We start from the raw sequence: 17,888 nt of genomic DNA on the forward strand, positions 1-17,888 counted from the left end.
TCCTGACTCACTCCACGGAGACCCCATGCTTACCTTTACCCTGAAACGGCTCATTTCCGGGGTGATCCTGCTCGTCGCCGTCGCGACCGGCACGTTCTTCCTCGCGCACGCCGCGATTCCGGACCCCACCCTGGGCCTGCTCGGCAGCGCCGCAACACCCGAGGCGCAGACCGTGCTCGCCGAGAAGATCGGGACCGACCGGCCCGTCCTCGTTCAGTTCGGCGAGTGGGTCGCGAACCTCCTGCGCGGCGACTTCGGTGTCTCCTGGAAAAACTTCCAGCCGGTCGGCGCGCAGCTCGCGGTGAAGCTCCCCGTGACCCTGTCGGTCGTGACCACCGCGATCCTGCTCTCCGCGGTGCTGGGGGCCATCTTCGGCACCCTCGCCGGGCTCCGCCCAAACAGCTGGATCGACCGGATCGTGAAGGCCGCATCCGTGATTCTGTTTGCCCTCCCCGGGTTCTGGGTCGCGCTGGTCCTCGTCATGGTGTTCGCCGTGAATCTGCGCCTCTTCCCCGCGGTGGGGTACGTGCAGCCCGAACAATCGGTGGGCGGCTGGATCCAGTCGATCACCCTGCCCGCGATCGCCCTCGCACTCGGCGCGATCGTGATGATCGCGGAGCAGCTCCGGAACGCCATCATCCAGGCCGACGGCCAGGACTACGTGCGAACGCTGCGCAGCCGCGGGCTCCCGGCCTGGCGCGTGGTGATGCACCTCCTGCGCAACGCCGCGCCCGCCTCCCTGACCGTGCTCGCGCTGATGTTCGTCGGCTTGCTGTCCGGAGCGATCATCGTGGAACAGATCTTCGCGCTGCCCGGCATCGGGCCGCTCACGCAGTCGTCCTCACAAAACGGCGACATCCCCATGCTGCTCGGCATCACGGTCATCACCGTCGTGTTCGTCGTCATCGTCAACTTCCTGCTCGACATCCTGCTCGGCTGGATCAACCCGAAAGCGCGTGTGAAATGACCGCCCCGCTCACCGAATCGCTCGATACGCGCGGCGGTCGCCGTGGCTCCCTATTTGCGCGCCTCCTGCGCCGCCCGGCCGGGGTGATCTCCCTCGGCGTCCTCGCCCTGGTCGTGCTGGTCGGGGTGTTCGCGCCCTGGATCGCGCCCTACGACCCGAACCTCGTGGACCTGTCGCAGACGCGCGCGCTCCCGAGCGCCGCACACTGGCTCGGCGGAGACACCACCGGCCGCGACGTGGCAAGCCGGCTGATCTGGGGCACCCAGACCACGCTCTGGGGTGCGCTGGTCGCGATCTGCACGGCGCTCATCATCGGCGTGCCCTCCGGCCTCGCCGCCGGCTATTACGGCGGCACGATCGACCGGATCTCCGCGTGGATCAGCGACGGCCTCCAGTCGATCCCCGGCATGGTGATCCTGCTCATCGTGGGAGCCAACACCGGGAACAACTTCAACATCCTGATGATCACGGTCGGCGTGTTCATGGCACCCGGCTACTTCCGGCTCACCCGATCCACCGTCCTCTCCGTGCGCGGCGAAGCCTACGTCGACGCCGCCCGCGTCTCGGGTCTCTCCGATGCCCGCATCATGTCGCGGCACGTGATCACGCAGGTCACCGCCCCGATCGTGATCCAGTCCGCCCTCACCGCGGGCATCGCGATGGGCATGCAAGCCGGGCTGCAGTTCCTCGGCATCGGCGGCGGCACCACCCCGGGCTGGGGCGCCGCGATGAACGAGGGCTTCAAGGTGATGCGGACCGACCCGCTCCTGCTGCTGTGGCCCTCGATCGCGCTCGGCATCACGATCGCGGCCCTCGCGGTGCTCGGCTCCACGCTGGCCGACGTGATCCGCGTCAAGCAGCCCACCCTCTCGCGCCGAGAGCGCAAGCGGATCGCGGCCGAGAACGCGGCGAAACTGCCCGCCGGGGCGACGACCACCACCACGGGCACCATCTCCGTGGCCGCCGTGGACTCGGCCGTGCGCCTGGAGAATCTGCGCGTCACGTATGAAACGCCGGACGGCGAGGTGGAAGTGGTGCACGGCATCACCCTTGATGTCTCGCCGGGCGAGGTGCTCGGGATCGTGGGGGAGTCCGGATCCGGAAAATCCCAGACCGTGTTCTCGATGCTCGACCTGCTGCCGAAGTCCGGCTACTACACCGCCGACGCGATCTGGATCGGGGGCGAGGACGTGACCACGCTGTCCCGCCGCGACCGCGCCCAGCTGCTCGGGCACGAGATCGGCTATATCCCGCAGGAGCCGATGACCAACCTCGACCCCTCGTTCACGATCGGCTTCCAGCTGACCGAACCACTTCGCGCCGTGCACGGGATGAGCCGGGCCGACGCGCGGGATCGCGCCCTCGCCATGCTCGCCCGCGTCGGCATCGTCGACCCCGAACGCGTCATGCGCGCCTACCCGCACGAACTCTCCGGCGGCATGGCCCAGCGCGTGCTCATCGCGGGAGCGATCTCCGGGAAACCGTCGGTGCTCGTCGCGGATGAGCCGACCACGGCGCTCGACGTGACCGTGCAGGCCGAGGTCCTCGAACTGCTGCGCGAACTCCAGCAGGAGTACCAGATGGCGCTCGTCATCGTGACCCACAACTTCGGCGTCGTCGCGGACATCTGCGACCGCGTCGTGGTGATGCGCTCGGGCTCAATCGTGGAGATCGACGACGTGGACCGGATCTTCCGGGACGCCGAGCACCCCTACACCCGCGAGCTCATCGCCGCGTCCCTCGACGGCGCGCAGAGCCGCACGCAACTCGACGCGGCAGCTGAGACCGCCCCGTCCGTCTCGGAAGGAACCCGATGACCGAGCTCCGCCCCCTGCTGACCGCCGAGAACGTGGTCGTCGAATACGGCTCCCGCCGGCACCCGAATCGCGTGCTCCACGAGGTCTCACTGGAGGTCGGCGCCGGCGAGTGCGTCGGGCTCGTCGGCGAGTCCGGATCCGGCAAATCCACGCTCGGGAAGGCGATCCTCGGCCTCGTCCCCGTCACGAGCGGCACGATCACCTTCGACGGGCAGGACATTACCCACCTGAAACGGCGGGAACGCCGCGCGCTCGCCGCCGACATCCAGGTGGTGTTCCAGGACCCCTACGGCTCGCTGAACCCGATGCTCACCATCGGGGAGATCCTCACGGAACCGCTGTCGACCGCGGGGATCGGCACGAGCGACGCGCGGCGTGCGGTGGGGGAGATGCTCGACCGGGTGAGTCTGCCGGCGAACGTCCTCGACCGCTATCCGAGCGAGTTCTCGGGCGGCCAGCGGCAGCGCATCGCCATCGCCCGGGCGCTCGTGCGCAAGCCGCGCCTCATCATCTGTGACGAACCGGTGAGCGCCCTCGACCTCACCACCCAGGCGACGGTGCTCGAACTCTTGATCGAGCTGCAACGCGACACGGGCGTGTCGTACCTGTTCGTGTCGCACGACCTGGGGGTGGTGCGGAGCATCTGCCACCGCGTTGCCGTGATGTACCGCGGCAACCTCGTGGAGGTGGGCGAGAGCGAGGAAATCACCCGCGCACCCGAGCACCCGTATAGCCAGCGGCTGCTCGCGGCCTCGCCCGTGGCGGATCCGGCCCGGCAGGCGGAACGGCGCCGGGCCTGGCTCGACATGCGCGAACCGCCGGCCAGCTAACACCGTGGGTCGTGGGATGGCTCGGACCGGGGTAGAATAGTATGATGACCTCTTCTGAGAACACCGAACCCACAGGCGCTGCCGAAACTCCGGCCGCTGTGGTCGGTGACACCGAGACCACTGACGTTGCCGAAACCCCGGCCGCGGTGACCGGTGACACCGCTGCTCCCACCGACACCCAGGGTGAGCGCGCCAGCTTTGCCGATCTTGGCCTGCCCGCCGAAGTCCTCCGCGCCGTGACCGGCCTGGGCTATGAAACCCCCTCCGCGATCCAGGCGGCCACGATCCCGACCCTCCTCGAGGGGCGCGACGTGGTCGGCCTGGCCCAGACCGGCACCGGCAAGACCGCCGCATTCGCGCTGCCGATCCTGTCTCGCATCCAGCCCGGATCGGGTGCGCCGCAGGCTATCGTGCTCGCTCCCACCCGTGAGCTGGCGCTCCAGGTGTGCGAAGCGTTCGAAAGCTACGCAGCGCACCTGCCCGAGGTGCACCTGCTGCCCGTCTACGGCGGTCAGGCGTACGGCCAGCAGCTCTCCGCGCTGCGCCGCGGCGTGGACATCGTGGTCGGCACCCCCGGCCGCATCATGGACCACATGAAGCGCGGCTCGCTCGACCTGAGCCAGATCAAGTACCTCGTGCTCGACGAGGCCGATGAGATGCTCAAGATGGGCTTCGCCGAGGACGTCGAGACGATCCTCGCCGACACCCCGGAGGAGAAGCAGGTCGCCCTGTTCTCCGCGACCATGCCGTCGCAGATCCGTCGCATCTCGAAGCAGTACCTGCGCGATCCCGAGGAGATCAAGATCGCCGGGAAGACGCAGACGAGCTCGAACATCACGCAGCGCTACATCGTCGTGTCCTACACGCAGAAGCTCGACGCCCTCACCCGCGTGCTCGAGGTCGAAGACTTCGACGGGCTGATCGTGTTCACGCGTACGCGTGGCGACTCGGAGCAGGTGGCTGAGAAGCTGCGCGCCCGCGGCTACTCGGCAGCCGCCATCAACGGCGACATCCCGCAGAACCAGCGCGAGCGCACCGTGCAGTCGCTGAAGGACGGCACCCTCGACATCCTCGTGGCGACCGACGTCGCGGCGCGTGGCCTCGACGTGGAGCGCATCAGCCACGTCGTGAACTACGATCTGCCGATCGACACCGAGTCCTACGTGCACCGCATCGGCCGCACCGGCCGCGCCGGCCGCACGGGCGACGCGATCAGCTTCGTCACGCCGCGCGAGCGCCGCCTGCTCGGCGCGATCGAGAAGGCCACGAAGCAGCCCCTCACGCAGATGCCGCTGCCCGGCGTCGAAGAGGTCAACGCGACGCGCCTGTCCCGCTTCGACGACGCGATCACGACCGCGCTCGGCGAGACCGCGCGCATCGACCGCTTCCGCGACATCATCGCCCACTACGTGCGCCACCACGACGTGCCGGAGACCGACGTGGCCGCCGCCCTCGCCGTCGTCGCGCAGGGCGAAACGCCGCTGCTGCTCACCGACGCCGACGACCGCAAGTTCGAGCGCGATCGCAAGCAGGCCGCTCGCTTCCTCGAGGAGGGCGTGAGCGGCGGGCGCGAGCGCCCGGCTCGCGAGGACCGCGGCCCGCGCGAGCGGCGCTCGGACCTCAAGATGTACCGCATCGAGGTCGGCCACCGGCAGAAGATCAACCCCGGCCAGATCATCGGGGCGATCGCGAACGAGGGCGGGCTGACCCGCGACGACTTCGGCCGCATCCAGGTGCGCGACGACTTCTCGCTGGTTGAGCTCCCCGCGTCCCTCCCCGCGAGCACGCTCGAGAAGCTCGCGGATACCCGGATCAGCGGCAAGCTCATCGAGCTGGCCGAGGACCGCGGCCCCGCCCCGCGCGGCAAGGGCTGGGAAGACCGCGGCTCGCGCGGCGGCGACCGGGGCGGCCGCGGTGGCTACGATCGTGGCGGCGATCGCGGTGGACGCGGCGGCTACGGCAACGACCGCGGCTACGGCGGCGACCGCAACGACCGCGGCGACCGCGGCTACGGCCGCGACCAGGGCGACAACCGCGCCGACGGCAAGCGCAAGCCCCGCTGGTAACCCGCCCGGCGCGCTCCGCAGTGGCAACATGACCACGTAGCGACGAGACGACCCTCATGACGCAGTATTTCCTGCACCATGAGGGTCGTTTCGTTCAAATGGGGTCATACCGGCGAGTGGGGATGGGCGCGACGGGTTAGCGCAGCCGCCGCAGTACCGCCGCGGTTTCTGGGCGGAGCCGGTGCGAGGGCGTCCCAGGGACGGGCACGCCGAATGTGCGGAGTCTTCGTGCAAACGCCTCGGTCGTCATCACGTCCGCGGCACCCCAGCGCACACATCGCCGTCGAGTTGAACCCACGATCCAGTCTTCGCGCCGTTTTTCCCGGTACACGATCTCGTCAGCACGTCGACCGCCGTGGAGGCTGGAGTCTGTGTATTTTGCTTTCCCATCGCACTCTCCAAAGAAGGGCGAGTCCGTAAACCAGAAATCGGTGTAGTAGGTACCACCGCGCTCAGAACGCACCGCAAACTGCGGCTCCACGTCGATGCCGAGCTGGACGAGCCGAAGTCGACTCACGCTTTCGAGTGGGGAATCGCTCCGCGGATCGGCAAGGGCGAGCAACGCCCGCGCAAAGGTAATGCCGGGGACCCGAGGTGCCCGGTCGAGGCGTTTCGCGAACAGAGCTTGCCAGTCCCACCAGCGCGCTATATCGACGTGTGGCCCCGCGCGCAGAGTGTGTCGAAGGTACTGATCTGCACAGGCAAGGGCAACGGGAAAAGGCTCGTCCCGCGCAAGGTCGAAGAGTGTGCGCTCCGGCGACGTCACCGAAAAGCCCGCAACTTCGGTGACATCATCAGGGGGCAGCTCGGCCTGTCGATATCGCGCATAGGGACTGCGAGATGCACGGAACCCGAGCGGCACGAGGTGGTCAGTGACCTGTAGCTCAGAAGGCGAAGTCTTGGGGAGTCCAGGCGTGGGCACTGCGCGACTTCCGGGTGCTGGAGGCCGTGCATTCTGCAGCTCGGGATGCCCGACACGGTGCAGCCAGGGGGACCACACCGGCAATCCATGTGCGGTCGCCGCGGAGCGATGCCCGAAGACAGTCTTCGTCCGCGACGTCCGCTGCGCCGTCAGCATCGAGGCGAGGTGTTGCACCTCGGGTGGGACCGCTTCCAGCGCGGCGCGGTCGGCGTACCAGCCGCGCCGGAGCCGTACGAGCGAGCCGGTGCCGAGCTGGTCGGTGATCTGGCGCGGCGAGGTGCCACCGCGAAGCAATTCATCCCGAGAGCGCAGGAGCGCGTCGGCGCGTGCAAGAAATGAATTCTGGATCATGTCTTCGAGTCTGCACGCCGGAGCGGCTCCGTGGGGGCGCGAGTGAACATCTGTGGACACTGCGGGCCCGGTGCCCACCCTGTTGAAACGGGTGGGCACCGGGCCCGCGTGGTGCCGCGGCGGCGGCGGCGCGCTTAGCCGCTGATGACGTGCGGCTCGGCGACGGCCTTGAGGCCCTCGACGCCGAACTCGCGGCCGTAGCCGGACTGCTTCGCCCCGCCGAACGGGATCATCGGGTGCAGCGCGCCGTGCGAGTTGATCCACGTCGTGCCGGCCTGCAGGCGTGCGGCGACCTCGAGTGCCTTCGCGCGGTCGCTCGACCACACCGAGGAGCCGAGGCCCACCTCGAGCTCGTTGGCGAGACGCACGGCCTCGTCGAGCTCCGAGTAGCGGATGATCGGCAGCGCCGGCCCGAACTGCTCCTCCATGACGAGCTCCTGGTGGGGGTCGATGTCGGCGATCAGCGTGGCCGGGTAGAAGTAGCCGACGGCGTCGCGGTCCGGGTTGCCGCCGACCACGACGCGCGCGCCGGACGCCTTCGCGGACTCGACCAGGCGATCCACGATGTCGAACTGCGACTTGTTCTGCAGCGGGCCGAGCACATTCTGCTCCTCAAGGCCCACGCCCATCGGCACGTTCGCCGCGACCTTGGCCAGCTCGTCGACGACGGCGTCGTAGATCGAATCGTGCACGTAGAGCCGCTTGAGCGCCGCGCAGGTCTGACCCGTGTTGATGAACGCGCCCCAGAACAGGTCCTCGGCGATCTTCGCGGGATCCGCGTCGGGCAGGACGATCCCGGCGTCGTTGCCGCCGAGTTCGAGGGTCAGGCGGGTCACGTTCGGGGCCGAGGCCTCGATGATCTTCTTGCCGACCGGGGTGGAACCCGTGAACATGATCTTCTTGATCTTCGGGCTGCGGGTCAGCGCATCGCCGACCGTGCTGCCCTTGCCCGGGACGATGTTCAGGACGCCGGCGGGCAGCACCTGATTCATCACCGCGACGAGCGCGAGCACGGAGAGGGTGGTGTTCTCGGCGGGCTTGATGACCACGGTGTTGCCCATGCGCAGGGCGGGGGCGATCTGCCAGATCGAGATCATCATGGGCCAGTTCCACGGCGAGATCGCGCCGACCACGCCGAGGGGGCGATAGTGCATCTCGGCGTATCCGGACTCGTCGTCGACGATAACCTCGACGGGGAGCGGCGTGTCCGCGGGGGTGCGCGTCCAAGCGACGCAGGCCCCGACCTCGAAGCGAGCGTTCGGGCCGTTCAGGGGCTTGCCCTGTTCGCGCGACAGGAGCTCGGCGAGCGCCTCGGACGAGGCTTCGATGGCGTCGGCGGCCTTGTGGAGCAGCGCGCTGCGCTCGGCGTCGGGGAGCGCGGCCCATGCGGGTTGCGCGGCCTCGGCGGTGTCGATCGCGGCCTCCAGCGCGGGGACGTCCGCCATGGGTGCGCGGCCGATCAGCTCGCCCGTGGCGGGGTCGAACACCTCGCGCGTCTCACCGCCTGTGGCGACAACGGCTGCAAGCAGGCTTTCGTAGGTGTTCATGGATCCTCCACTCCGAGTCCGGACAGTCTTCCCAGGGTACGGGGCGGGCCGAGCGCCGCGCTTGTCTCGCGCGGCAGCCCGGTTGTGTTTGCGCGATCACTCGATCACCGCCCCGCACTGCGAGGAGCTTACGCCCGAGCGCCGCCCCGCGGCACCCAGCGCCGCACGGCGAGCAACGCGACGAGGGCGGCAGCGCCGGATCCCGCGGCGATACTCGCGACCATCGTCACGGCGGAGGTCCCGGCGAGCGCGGAGACGAGGGGTGCCGCCACCGCGCCCGCTGTGAACATCGCCATGCCGAGCAACGCCGAGGCGGTGCCGGCCCGACCGCCGTGGTGCCCGAGCGCGAGCGTCGTGCCGTTGGGCCCGCCGAGCCCGTTCGCCCCCAGGAACATCGCGAGCAGCACGATCACCACGACTGCGGGTGCCCCGGCGAGGGTCGCCGCGAGCAACACGAGCGCGGCGCTTGCCCCGGCGAGCTGCCCGACGAGGTACATCCGCGCGGTGCCGACGCGCGCCACGAACACTCGGCTGACCTGCGCGCCCGCGAGCTGGGAGAGCGCGTTGATCGCGAACACGATGCTGAACAGCTGCGGGGTGAGCCCGTACTGATCCTGCATCACGAAGCTCGACATCGACAGGTACGAGAAGAACGCGGCCCCGCCGAGGCACGCCGCGATCATGAGCGCCACAAACAGCGGATCCCGCAGGATCTCCCGAGTGTGCCGCACGGTCGTGCCGAGCAGGCTGCCGGAGTGGCGCCCCTCGCCGAGAGTCTCCCGGAGCCCGAACTGCGCCACGAACACGAGTACCGTCCCCACGCCGGCGAGCACCAGGAAGATGCCGCGCCAGTCCATGATGCGCGCGAGCTGCCCGCCGATCACGGGGGCAATGATCGGCGTGAGCGAGGTGACGAGCGCGAGGAGCGACAGCATCCGCGACAGCTCCACGCCGTGGAACAGATCCCGCGCGACGGCCATGCTGATCACGACGCCCGCGGATCCGGCGAGGCCCTGCAGGAAGCGCGCCGCGAGCAGCACCTCGATGGACGGCGCGAACGCGCAGGCCGCGGAGAGCAGGGCGAACAGGATCACCCCGGCGACGAGCGGGCGTTTCCGCCCGAAGTGATCCGAGAGCGGCCCCGCGATGAGCTGGCCGAGCCCGAGCCCGATCATGCACACCGACATTGTGGCCTGCGCGAGTGCGTCGGTGGTGTCGAGCGTGCGCGCAAGCTGCGGCAGTTGCGGCAGGTACAGATCCATCGAGAGGGGGCCGAACGCCTCGAGCGCGCCGAGCACGAGGGTGATGCGGAGCAGCCCCATCGGGCGCGGGGTCGCGCCCGATGGGGATCGTGCCGCGCTCATTGCGCGAGGATCCGGCGCCACCAGCTGTCGCGGGCCGCGTTCGCCGCGTGCGAGACGATCGCGTCGGGGGAGAAGCCGCTGAACCCGTGGTACGCCCCCGACCAGACGTGGAGCTCTGCCTGGCCGCCCGCCGCCCAGATGCGGCTCGCATACGCGATCGTTTCGTCCCGGAACACCTCGGCGGCCCCGACCTCGAGGAAGGCCGGGGCGAGCCCCGCGAGATCCGTGGCGCGGGCCGGGGCGCGCACCGCGTCGACGCGATCGGTGCCGCGATCCTCGCCGAGGGCCGCGTCCCAGCCGACGTCGTTGTTGCCGCGATCCCAGGCACCCACGCCCACGTACTGCCACGAGGAGACGGTGGTGTTGCGGTCGTCGATCATCGGGGTGTTCAGGAGCTGGCCCGCGAGCGCCGGCCCGCCGCGATCCCGCGCCAGCAGCGCGACCGCTGCGGCGAGCCCGCCCCCGGCGGACGCTCCGGAGACCACCATCCGCGCCGGATCGACGCCGAGCTCCGCGGCGTGCGCCGCGAGCCACACGAGAGCCGCATAGCAGTCCTCCGCGGCGGCGGGGGCCGGGTGCTCCGGCGCGAGCCGGTACTCGACGGCCACGCCGACGGTGCCGTGCCGCTCCGCGAGCTCGATCAGTTCCCCGGTGCCGAAGAAGCGGGTGCCGAGCACGTAGCCGCCGCCGTGGATCCCGAGGACGGCGGGGGCGGGACGCGGGGCGGTGGGATTCGGCGCGGCAGGATCCGGCGCCGCGGGGCGGATGATCGTGACGGCGATGTCGGGTGCCCCGGGCGGGCCCGGGATGACCCGGTCCTCCCAGGTCACGGCGCGGCCCGCGGTCTGCGTGGCCATGTCCTGGGTGATGGACGCGAGGTGCGCCCGATTCGCCGCGATCGTGTCCGCCGTGAGGGGGATCGGCTCGACGAGCTCGCGGAAGAACGCGAGCCCGGGGAGCAGCTCCGGATCGTAGGGCACCGGGACCGGGAGATTCGCGGGCGCGTCAGCCACGATCGCCTCCGCCCAGGATCCGGCGAAGCCACGAGTCGCGGCTTGCGAGCGCGGCCCGCGTGATCTCGGCCTCCGGCGCGTACATATCGAAGCCGTGGCAGCCGCCCGCCCACACGTGCAGTTCGGCCTGCCCGCCCGTCGCCCAGATCCGCCGGGCGTATTCGGTGTCCTCGTCGCGGAACATCTCGGCGGCCCCCACCTCGATGAAGGCTGGCGGGAGCCCCGAGAGATCGGCCGCCCGTGCGGGTGCCGCGTATGCGGGAGCGTCCGCCGAGGAGGCCAGTTCCGGCCCGAGCACGCAGCGCCAGGCGAGCAGGTTCGCGTCCCGCTGCCACGTGCCGATGCCGTCGTACTGCCGACTCGACACCGTGGCATTGGTGTTGTCGAGCATGGGGCACAGCAGGAGCTGTCCGGCGATGCGCGGGCCGCCACGATCCCGCGCCATGAGCGCCACGGCCGCGGCGAAACCGCCGCCCGCGCTCCCGCCCATCACGACGAGCCGCGCCGGATCCGCGCCGAGCTCGGCCGCGTGATCCGCCACCCAGCAGGTCGCCGCGTAGGTGTCCTCGGCGCCGGCGGGAAACGGATCCTCGGGGGCGAGCCGGTACTCGACGTTCACGCCGATGACGCCGTGCCGGGCAACGAGTTCCGCGACGCGGGCGTGCTCCCAGCTGCGGTGGCCGACGATCATGCCGCCGCCGTGGAAGTTCACGAGCACCGGGAGCGTGGTGCCGGATCCAGCGTCGGATCCGGCACTCGAACCGGCCGGGCGGAACACCGTGATCTCCAGTTCAGGGGCACCCGCGGGCCCGGGGATCCGAAGTTCCTCGGCACTGACACCGAGCTCCGCCGCAACCGCGGCACCGCCCGGGAACGCGGGACCGCCGCCACCGCGCATCGCCGCGAGCGTCTCCTCGGTCAGGGGCGGCTGGGCGCTCGCCGCGAGGGCATCGAGCATCGGGACGAGCTCGGGGTCGAAGGGCACCGGGGTGAGCGCGGGGTGCCCCAGTGCGACGGGCGCGGGGGCACTGGTGGGAGTCGACTCGGTCACGGTTACGGGCCCTCCGGATCCACGAGGCCGCGATCGGCACAGAACGGCTCGACCCGGGCGCGAAGCTCGTCCGCACCGACACGATCCAGCAGCTCCAGGCTCCCGAGGTTCGCCTCGAGCTGGGCGACGCTCGACGCGCCAAAGAGCGTGTTCGCGGTCGCCGGGTGGGTCAGCGTGAACGCGATCGCGAGCTGCGCGGGGGTCGCCCCCAGCTCTTCCGCGAGCGCCACAAACTCTGGCACATCGTCGATGATGCGCTGGCGGATCCCGCCGGGATCCCGCCCCACCTCGCGATCCGTCGCGACCTTGCCCGCGAGGTAGCCGCCCTCCATTACGTCGGAGGCCTGCATCGAGAGCCCCTGCTCCCAGAGCTTCGCGAACGGCGCGCCGTCGGGGATGGAACGGCGAGACACGCTGTACTTCAGCTGCGCCATCGCGGGGCCGGGGAGCCGCTCCGCCGTGGCGATGTCGATGAGCTCTTGCACGTGGGACGCCGACCAGTTGTTCACGCCCCAGGCACGGATGAGCCCGTCGCGCGTGAGCTCCCCAAGGTTCACGACGATGTCGCGGAGGGCAACGTCATCGCGACGGAGATCGCCGAGCACCACCAGGTCGGCGTGCTCGGCACCGACGCGGAACAGCGCGCCGTCGAGCTGGCTGCGGAACCCGGTGTCATCGTCCCAGCCCTCGAGCCAGAGTTTTTCGGAGAGCAGGTACTCGTCGCGTGCGACGCCCGCGGCGCGAATGATCGCCGAGAACAGCACGTCGGTGAATGCGGGCGGGCTGCCGGGGGCGGCGTACACGCCCACGTCGAAGAGCGTGATCCCGCGGTCGATGGCGGTGCGCACCATCGCGACGGAGTCCTCGAAGTGCATGCGGTCGTAGATGTGCCAGGATCCGAGCGCGAACACCGAGGAGGTGAGCTCGCTCTGGCCGATCCGGCGCTGGGGGACAGGTGAGTGCGTCATTGCGTTCCGTTCGCTGGAGGGATGTGGCTTAGGGGCGTGCGGTGAGGCGCGGATCGATGACGGCCTTCACCTCGCCGAGCTCGTGCATGTTCGCGATCCGCGCGGACGCCTCCTCGAGGCCGCAGGGGGCTGAGAACAGCTCGTCCCAGGGGAAGCGGTCGGCGAAGCTGCGGAAGAACTCGATCGAGCGGTAATAGTCGGCGACGTCCCCGTTGAGCGATCCCACGACGGTGAGTTCCTTGCCCATGATCGCGGAGAGGGGGAACGGGTCGCCGACGGGGCCGGTGGATCCGACGATCGCGATGGTGCCGCGCTGGGCGGCCATGCCGACCGCCTCGGGGCCGATGCTCGGGGCCCCCGCGAAGTCGAGGATCAGGTCCGCGCCCTGGCCGTCGGTGAGTTCGTGGGCGCGCGCGATGGTCGCCTCGGAGCCGCCCGCAATGTCAATCGTGTACGTGGCGCCGAAACGCTGCGCGAGTTCCAGCCGGGCGGCGGGAGCGCCCGCGGTGATCACGGTGGCGGCTCCCGAGATGCTGGCCACGGCGGTCGCGAACAGCCCGAGCGCCCCCGAGCCCTGGACGATCACCCGCGAGCCGGGCCGGACCCCACCCGCTCGGTCGAAGGCGCGCAGCACCGTCTTCGCCGCGCACCCCGCCGCGGAGGCCCAGGTGTCTTTCACCTCGTCGGGCAGGCGAAGCTTTTGCGCGCCGGGGGTGACGTAGGCGATTTGGGCAAGCCCCGCGGTCGCGAACGGGTGCACCTGGGTGCTCTGCAGGAACCCGTAGCCGCGGTTGCTGCACGCCACGGGCTGCCGTAGCACGGTGCAGCCGAAGCATTCTCCGCACACGGACTCGGACCACCCGATGCGGTCGCCGATCGCGAGCGGTGCGCCGAGCGCGTCGGTCGTGCCCTCGCCCACGGCGATGACCTCACCCACCATTTCGTGGCCCAGCACCATGGGGAGCATGCCGGGGAACGTCATCTTGCCCGCCCAGATCTCGATGTCGGTGCCGCAGAGCGTGGTGCAGGTGATGCGGACCAGCGCCGCTCCGGGTTCGATGCGCTCGGGGAGCGGGAGTTCCTGCAGTTCGAGGGGCGCGCCGTGCGCCGTGAGGACCGCGGCGAGCGTTGATGTGGGGATCGTCATTGAAGGCTCCGTTCCGGTGGGATCGGCGCGGCCTCGTTGCCCGGGGCGCCGATCATGTAGTTTTATTCTACATACGTTGACCATAAGCGTGAAGCTCTCACTGGAGGGCGCGACCCAAGCGGGTCGCAGGAAGGGGACCATGGAGGAGACTGAGGCGCGCGATGCGCCAGAGCGCGCGGAGCTGATCCTGCACGGCGGGACGGTGCTCGTGCTGGATCGTGCCGGAACGACCGCGGGCAGTGTGGCCGTCGCGGGAGGCCGGATCGTCGCGGTGGGGGGAGGCGAGGTGCTAGCGCGCTGGCGCGGGCCCCACACCCGCGTGATCGAGCTCGCCGGCCGGGCGGTGCTGCCCGGCATCAACGACGCGCACCTGCACGGTTCGTGGTTGGGGGCGCGCTGGCCCCATACGCTGTTCGACGCGGCGGACCCGGAGGCGGCCGCGGCCCTCTCCGGCACGCTCGTGCACGACCGGGCCGAGCGGCGCGACGCGATCCTCCGAGCCGGTGTCCTCCTGAGTGAGCTCGGCATCACGAGCTTCACCGAGCCCGGGATCGGCCCCGGTGAGGACTTCGGCGAAACGGGGAGCTTTCACAGTGAGGTGATCGAGATCTACCGCGAACTCGCGGCGGCCGGTGAGCTGCGGCAGCGCGTGACGCTCCTCGCGCTGCACGGCATCCTGGACGGCCCGAGCGACGTCGCCGACGTCGTGGCGGGAATTCGCGCCCACGCCGAACTCGCGGGTGACAGCGACCCCGCGTGGCTCGCGATCCCCGGCGTGAAGATCTTCGGCGACCTCATCCCGCTCTCGCGTCAGGCCTGGACGGACCACGCCTACGACGACGGCACGCACGGGGACCTCCTCGTGCGCGGCGACACGATCGAGGCGAAAGCGGCGGGGCTGCGGGAGATGCTCGTCACCGCCCACGCGGCCGGGCTGCAGGTCGGGATCCACGCGACCGGGGATCGGACCATTCAGCTCGCCCTCGACGCGTTCGCGGACGCCGCGGCCGAACCCGGCGCGCCCAGTGTGCCTGAGCTCGGGCACGTCATCATTCACGGCGACCTCGCCACGCCCGCGCAGGTCGCGCGGATGGCCGAGCTGGGGGTGTGGCTCAACACCCAGGCCGGGATCGCCGCGCACGCCGGGACCTGGCTCGCGGCCATGCTGGGGGAGGATGTCGCGGAGGCCGCCTGGCCGCTCGCCGCCGCGCTCGAGGCGGGCGCCCTGGTGCTGTCCTCCGACGCGCCGGTGCTCGACTTCGACTGGCGGCGCGGGATCGCGGCGGCCGAGGCGCGAATCCTCGCGACGGGCGGCACCGCCGCCGCGGACCCGGGTGTGGCTCGGGAACGGTTGCTCGGATTGCTGCGGTGCTACACCGCGGTGCCGGCGGCGCAGGATCGCGCGGCGGACTGGAAGGGCACCGTCGAGGTGGGCAAGGTTGCGGACCTCGTGGTGCTCGAACGCGACCCGTTCGACGTGGGTGCCGCGGGTCTGCCCGGGGTCGCCGTGGACCTCACCATTCTCGACGGGAACGTCGTGTTCGAGCGGGAGAGGTAGCCGGCCGGCCGGGGGCCCGGCGTCCGGCCCACCCCGTCATCGCCGCCCGCCCCGCTCCGCTCGCCCCACCCGAGGCAATTTATCCAAACCGAGGGTTTTTCCGCCAAGTTTGGCTCGGTTTGGATAAATTGCCTCGTGCGGGAGGCCGAGAGGCCGGGAGGCCTGGGGGCTTGGGGGTGGGGTGCGCGTGGGGCCTCGCGTGAGCCTCGGCGGGCGGGCGGGCGGGGGCGAGGCAGGGCTGGGGCCGCGGCTAGGTGAGCAGCTGGCCGCCGTCGACGGGGAGGCTGACACCGGTGATGTGCGCGGCCCCCGGGCCCGCCAGGAACACCGCGGCCGCGGCGATGTCGGAGATGTGGGCGAGATCGCCGAGCGGGATCCGGCTGGCCCACGCGGTGCGTGCGGGCGATCCCTCCGGCATGCCCGCCGCGAGCATCTCCGTCAGGACGGGCCCCGGGGCCACCGCGTTGACCCGGATCCCGTGGCTCGCGAGCTCGATCGCTGCCCACCGTGTCACCGAGTCGACCGCCGCCTTGCTCGACTCGTAGGCACCCATGCCCGGGGTCGGCTGCCGGCCCCCGATTGACGAGATGTTGACGACAGCCCCGCCGCCCGTCGCAATCCGGTGCCGGGCGAACGCCTGCGTCATCGCGAAGGTGCCGATCACGTTCACCTCGAGGATGCTGCGGTACGCCTCGGGTGTGAGCTCGGTGACGCTGCCGTGCACCGAGAGGATACCCGCGTTGTTGACGAGCACGTCGACGCCGCCGGTGGTTTCCAGATCGGCGAACAGTGCGGCGATGGCGGTCGGTTCGGTGATGTCGAGCTCGGCCGCGGTCGCGCCGAGTCGCAGCGCGGCCGCCTGTACCGCCGTCGCGTCTCGGTCCGCGAGAACGACGCGGTCCCCGGCGTCGATGAAGGCCTGAGCGAGGCCCTGGCCAATTCCGCCGGCCCCGCCGGTGATGAGAACGGTGCGTGCTGTGGTCACGGTGACTCCTATGTCTGAGGGTGCTCGGTGGTGCCTGATCTGGAACCCACCCGGTTTATATTATACGATTGTAGAAAATAGCACGGTGGGCGCCCGCGACGTTCCGCGAGCGGCGACCTTCGGCTGCGAGGAGGCAGTGATGAATGCAGGAATTGATGCGGCGCGCGATGCCGGTTCACCCGCGGGGGCCCCGGTGCCGCGCCGTCGGCTGGGCCCGGGCGGGCCGGAAGTACCGGTGTTCGCGCTCGGTTCCTGGAACATCTGGGACCGGATGGAGGCGGAGGATCGCCGCGCGCTCATTGCGCGGGCGGTGGAGGCCGGTGCCGGGTTCTTCGATGTCGCCTACTACAACATGGGGCCGCACGCCGAGGCGTCCCGCACCGACCTCCTGTTCGGCGAGGCGCTCCGGGAGCTCGGCCTTCCGCGCAGCGCGATCCAGCTCTGCGGCAAGCTCTGGTTGTGGGAGTATCCGCAGACGGGTTTCGCCGAGCAGATGCGGGTCTCGCTCGACCGCCTCGGGGCGGGGCGGGGCGGTCCGGAATCATTCGACACCGTGGTCGTCGGCGACTTCATGGGCGAGATCGATATCCCGCAGGTCGTCCGCGACGTGCAGGCGGAGATTGACCGCGGGAGTTTCGCGAGCTGGGGGGTCAACAACTGGCCCGCTCAGGCGCTGCAGCTCGCCCTCGAGACCGCCGCGCGTGAGGGGGTGACGCCGCCGAGCTTCGCGCAGTTGAAGTATGGACTCGTGCGGCGGAGCATGGCCGAGGGGGAGTTCTATGGCGGCTGGTTCGAGGATGGCACTCTTGCCCTGCAGGCTTCGGACGCCTTCGAGGGCGGCATCCTGGTGGGCAAGCTGGCCCCCACGCGCAAGATCGGAGCGGACGTGGGGGACATCCGCGAGCGCATCGTCGCCGCCTACCCGGAGGTCGAGCGCATCGCCGCCGGATATGGGGCGAGCCCGGCGCAGCTCGGGCTGGCGTTCTGCCTCGCGAACCCGGCGACCGCGAACGTGCTGTTCGGCGCGTCCAGCGTGCGGCAGTTCGACGACAACCTGGGCGCGATCGAACTCCTGGAGCGCGTGGGGGCAGCGGAGCTCCGCGCGGCAACGGCCGCGCTCTGGCTGGATCGCGAGGTGCGCGCAGACGGTGTGTGGTCGCCCTAGCGACCGCCGGCACAGATCCGACCCGTTCCTTGTATGCGGCCCGAACAACGGGCGGAAATTCTGCGAGTAACGGGTCGGATCTGCATGTGCGGGTCGGTTGTGGGCGGGGTGCGGCCCCGCGGCCCCGCGGCCCCGCG

General features: G+C 70.5%; 14 protein-coding genes. 6 read left to right on the forward strand and 8 right to left on the reverse strand.

The window, feature by feature from the left end; genetic code table 11:
* Window positions 1-25 precede the first annotated feature (25 nt).
* Genes D3230_RS12005 through D3230_RS12020 form a run of 4 tightly spaced genes read left to right on the forward strand, consistent with a single transcriptional unit; the run spans window position 26 to window position 5,680 of the window.
* A complete protein-coding gene (locus D3230_RS12005; RefSeq protein ID WP_202345283.1) occupies window positions 26-967 on the forward strand; it encodes an ABC transporter permease in 942 nt (313 codons plus the stop codon).
* Window positions 964-2,784, forward strand: coding sequence for a dipeptide/oligopeptide/nickel ABC transporter permease/ATP-binding protein (locus tag D3230_RS12010; protein WP_202345284.1), 1,821 nt, complete (start codon window positions 964-966; stop codon window positions 2,782-2,784). Before D3230_RS12005 ends, D3230_RS12010 begins: the two co-directional genes overlap by 4 nt.
* Window positions 2,781-3,614, forward strand: a complete 834-nt coding sequence (locus D3230_RS12015) for an ABC transporter ATP-binding protein (protein ID WP_202345285.1) — start codon at window positions 2,781-2,783, stop codon at window positions 3,612-3,614. The genes D3230_RS12010 and D3230_RS12015 overlap by 4 nt, the downstream gene beginning before the upstream one ends.
* Before the next feature lie 44 nt (window positions 3,615-3,658).
* Window positions 3,659-5,680, forward strand: coding sequence for a DEAD/DEAH box helicase (locus tag D3230_RS12020; RefSeq protein WP_202345286.1), 2,022 nt, complete (start codon window positions 3,659-3,661; stop codon window positions 5,678-5,680).
* 136 nt (window positions 5,681-5,816) lie between these two features.
* On the opposite strand, the gene D3230_RS12025 is transcribed toward D3230_RS12020, so the two are convergent.
* The 7 genes from D3230_RS12025 to D3230_RS12055 all read right to left on the reverse strand — a co-directional run bounded on the left by D3230_RS12025 (window position 5,817) and on the right by D3230_RS12055 (window position 14,043).
* Window positions 5,817-6,953 (reverse strand): hypothetical protein, encoded by a 1,137-nt coding sequence (locus tag D3230_RS12025; RefSeq protein WP_202345287.1) that lies wholly within the window; start codon window positions 6,951-6,953, stop codon window positions 5,817-5,819.
* Between the two features lie 134 nt (window positions 6,954-7,087).
* Window positions 7,088-8,500, reverse strand: coding sequence for an aldehyde dehydrogenase family protein (locus D3230_RS12030; RefSeq protein ID WP_202345288.1), 1,413 nt, complete (start codon window positions 8,498-8,500; stop codon window positions 7,088-7,090).
* Between the two features lie 128 nt (window positions 8,501-8,628).
* Window positions 8,629-9,864, reverse strand: coding sequence for a multidrug effflux MFS transporter (locus tag D3230_RS12035; RefSeq protein ID WP_237467482.1), 1,236 nt, complete (start codon window positions 9,862-9,864; stop codon window positions 8,629-8,631).
* Window positions 9,861-10,877, reverse strand: a complete 1,017-nt coding sequence (locus D3230_RS12040) for an alpha/beta hydrolase fold domain-containing protein (protein WP_202345289.1) — start codon at window positions 10,875-10,877, stop codon at window positions 9,861-9,863. The genes D3230_RS12035 and D3230_RS12040 overlap by 4 nt, the downstream gene beginning before the upstream one ends.
* On the reverse strand, window positions 10,870-11,928 hold the full coding sequence (locus D3230_RS12045; protein ID WP_337249169.1) for an alpha/beta hydrolase: 1,059 nt from the start codon (window positions 11,926-11,928) through the stop codon (window positions 10,870-10,872). Before D3230_RS12045 ends, D3230_RS12040 begins: the two co-directional genes overlap by 8 nt.
* 2 nt (window positions 11,929-11,930) lie before the next feature.
* A complete protein-coding gene (locus D3230_RS12050; RefSeq protein ID WP_202345290.1) occupies window positions 11,931-12,896 on the reverse strand; it encodes an aldo/keto reductase in 966 nt (321 codons plus the stop codon).
* A gap of 28 nt (window positions 12,897-12,924) precedes the next feature.
* Window positions 12,925-14,043, reverse strand: coding sequence for a zinc-binding dehydrogenase (locus tag D3230_RS12055; protein ID WP_202345291.1), 1,119 nt, complete (start codon window positions 14,041-14,043; stop codon window positions 12,925-12,927).
* A 139-nt stretch (window positions 14,044-14,182) separates the two neighbouring features.
* Between D3230_RS12055 and D3230_RS12060 the strand changes: the two genes are divergently transcribed.
* Window positions 14,183-15,601, forward strand: coding sequence for an amidohydrolase family protein (locus D3230_RS12060; protein WP_202345292.1), 1,419 nt, complete (start codon window positions 14,183-14,185; stop codon window positions 15,599-15,601).
* A 250-nt stretch (window positions 15,602-15,851) separates the two neighbouring features.
* Here D3230_RS12060 and D3230_RS12065 read toward each other — a convergent pair whose 3' ends face one another.
* Window positions 15,852-16,586: a glucose 1-dehydrogenase gene (locus D3230_RS12065; protein WP_202345293.1), complete on the reverse strand. Its 735-nt coding sequence runs from the start codon at window positions 16,584-16,586 to the stop codon at window positions 15,852-15,854.
* Between the two features lie 139 nt (window positions 16,587-16,725).
* On the opposite strand from D3230_RS12065, the gene D3230_RS12070 reads away from it, so the two are divergent.
* Window positions 16,726-17,751, forward strand: coding sequence for an aldo/keto reductase (locus D3230_RS12070; RefSeq protein ID WP_202345294.1), 1,026 nt, complete (start codon window positions 16,726-16,728; stop codon window positions 17,749-17,751).
* Window positions 17,752-17,888: the final 137 nt, after the last annotated feature.

It is taken from the genome of Leucobacter chromiireducens subsp. solipictus (assembly GCF_016758195.1).
GTDB lineage: Bacteria > Actinomycetota > Actinomycetes > Actinomycetales > Microbacteriaceae > Leucobacter > Leucobacter solipictus.